This is a genomic window from Endozoicomonas arenosclerae (assembly GCF_001562015.1).
Lineage (GTDB): Bacteria > Pseudomonadota > Gammaproteobacteria > Pseudomonadales > Endozoicomonadaceae > Endozoicomonas_A > Endozoicomonas_A arenosclerae.
The window spans coordinates 1-1,883 of sequence record NZ_LASA01000240.1 but is presented as its reverse complement, the minus strand read 5'-3'; the positions used below and the strand labels follow the sequence as shown (position 1 = coordinate 1,883).

Annotated in this window: 3 protein-coding genes; 2 read left to right on the top strand and 1 reads right to left on the bottom strand. The window is 50.6% G+C overall.

What is annotated here, in order from left to right; all coding sequences use genetic code 11:
* Nucleotides 1-182: transposase (locus WG89_RS29890; protein ID WP_172806951.1), on the top strand; the 182-nt coding region annotated here is incomplete at its 5' end.
* A 55-nt stretch (nucleotides 183-237) separates the two neighbouring features.
* Entirely contained in the window at nucleotides 238-1,077 is an 840-nt protein-coding gene (locus tag WG89_RS28205; RefSeq protein WP_062271077.1) for an alkaline phosphatase D family protein, read from the top strand.
* 38 nt (nucleotides 1,078-1,115) lie between these two features.
* Here the strand turns inward: WG89_RS28205 and pgeF are convergent, their stop codons facing one another.
* Nucleotides 1,116-1,856, bottom strand: a complete 741-nt coding sequence (gene pgeF, locus WG89_RS28200; protein ID WP_062271075.1) for a peptidoglycan editing factor PgeF — start codon at nucleotides 1,854-1,856, stop codon at nucleotides 1,116-1,118.
* Between the last annotated feature and the right edge of the window lie 27 nt (nucleotides 1,857-1,883).

The window sequence follows — 1,883 nt, the reverse complement described above, 5'->3', positions numbered from 1 at the left end:
AAGTTAAGCAAAAGTTATGGGGTGGAGCATTCTGGAGTTCAGGATATTTTATGAATACTGTCGGCCAGCATGGTAATGAAGATGTAATTGCAAATTATGTCAAAAACCAAGGCAATGCGGAGTGCAAGCAGCTACACCGGAAGGAAATAAGTCCGAACCAAATCAGTCTGTTTATGGACTGACCACTCAAGTTGCACTGAGGATACCCCGCAGCTTGCTGCGGGGTAGTTCATTTGGATGCCCATCAGGGAGAGCGGCATTATTGATCATTTTGGCCAAAGAACAATCTACAGACGCTTCCGTTTTGGAGACCTTATTGATCTCTTTATGCTCGATACACGTCTGGCGGGCCGAGATCAGCAGGCATTGCCACTGGATGTTAAGACCGCTAAAGATCCTTCCAGAAGCTTACTGGGTCTGGACCAGGAACAATGGTTGCACAATGGTTTAAGCCGCTCGATGAACGAAGGGATTCGCTGGCGGGTACTGGGGCAGCAAGTCATGATGTCTCAGTTGAGCATCAGTCATGATCTCCCCATTAATATGGACCAGTGGGACGGCTACCAGGCTTCCCGACAAAGACTCTTTGATCACATTCAAAACCAGGGTATCGACAACCTGATGGTGCTGACCGGTGATATTCACAGCTCGTGGGCATTCGATCTGGCGCCAAAACCCCACTTCCCCCACTACGGCAGAATTTCAGGATACGGAGCCCTGGGTGGAGAGTTTGTAACGCCCGGAGTAACTTCTGGTCTCGCAGAAAAATCAGACCTTGCCAAGATCGGCTCACTGGCACTGGATGGCGCCTTACCCAATCTGAAATGGACCAATCTGACGGAACGAGGCTACGTTTTGCTGGACATCAGTCACAGCCGCGCAAAAGCGCACTGGTATCATGTCAGTACAGTAACCAGCAGACAGTACGACCACACGTTAGCAAGAATGTATAAGCAGAAAGCTGGAGACAATCACATCCACAGAGCCTGGTCCGAAAGCGGACCTGGAAATCCCCCAGCGCCTGCGCCAGATCTGGCCAATTTATTTGATGGATTCAGACAGAGGTATTACAGCTAAGAGAAATGAGCCCTTCTATAAAGAGGGGCTCTATGACTTTATTCAATCCAGATTAATGTTGCCAGACGCCCAGACTGAGCGCCGTCTCTCCGGTATGAAAACCAGCGATCTTTCTCTTCAAAAGTACAGAACTGGCCACCAGAGATTTGCGTCAATCCCAGCTTTTCCAGCCGTAGCCTTGCCAGCTGATAAAGGTCTCCAAACCAACGATCACCTTCACCAGGAACAAAAGCAGCAGCGGCTTCCGGATCTTTTTCCAGAAAAGCCTCACGTACCTCAGACCCTACTTCAAAGTGAGACTGACTGATAGCGGGACCAAACCAGGCCAAAACCTGATCAGGAGACTCACCCATACTTTGGACGGTGGCCTCAAGAACACCTGCCTGGAGGCCTTTCCACCCCGCATGGGCTGCAGCCACTTTGGTGCCAGCTGTATTGCAGAAAATAACCGGAAGGCAATCCGCAGTCAGAACTGCACAGGGCAAACCCTGTTGATCTGTCCAGACCGCATCCCCTTCCCTTTCGATATTGTCAGGGCCCGCAGTCACGACATTAATGCCATGAATCTGCTTTAGCCATTGAGGCCTATAGCGCCAATGGCAACACTCACCGAGCAAAGCCCGGTTCTTTTCCACTACATCAGGATCATCACCAGAGCGCAGCCCCAGGTTAAAGCTGCTGAAAACGCCCTGGCTGAACCCACCGGTTCTCAGGGTAACAAAAGCCCTGATTCCCTTCGGCGCTGGCCAGTCAGGATGCAGATAACGATCTTCAGACATGTTCAGTTCTCTCTACTTCAAGCTATC

What these genes read in the sequence shown, in the direction of transcription:
- pgeF (WP_062271075.1), bottom strand. Translation starts at nt 1,856, where the DNA reads ATGTCTGAAGATCGTTATCTGCATCCTGACTGGCCAGCGCCGAAGGGA.
- WG89_RS28205 (WP_062271077.1), top strand. Translation starts at nt 238, where the DNA reads ATGCCCATCAGGGAGAGCGGCATTATTGATCATTTTGGCCAAAGAACA.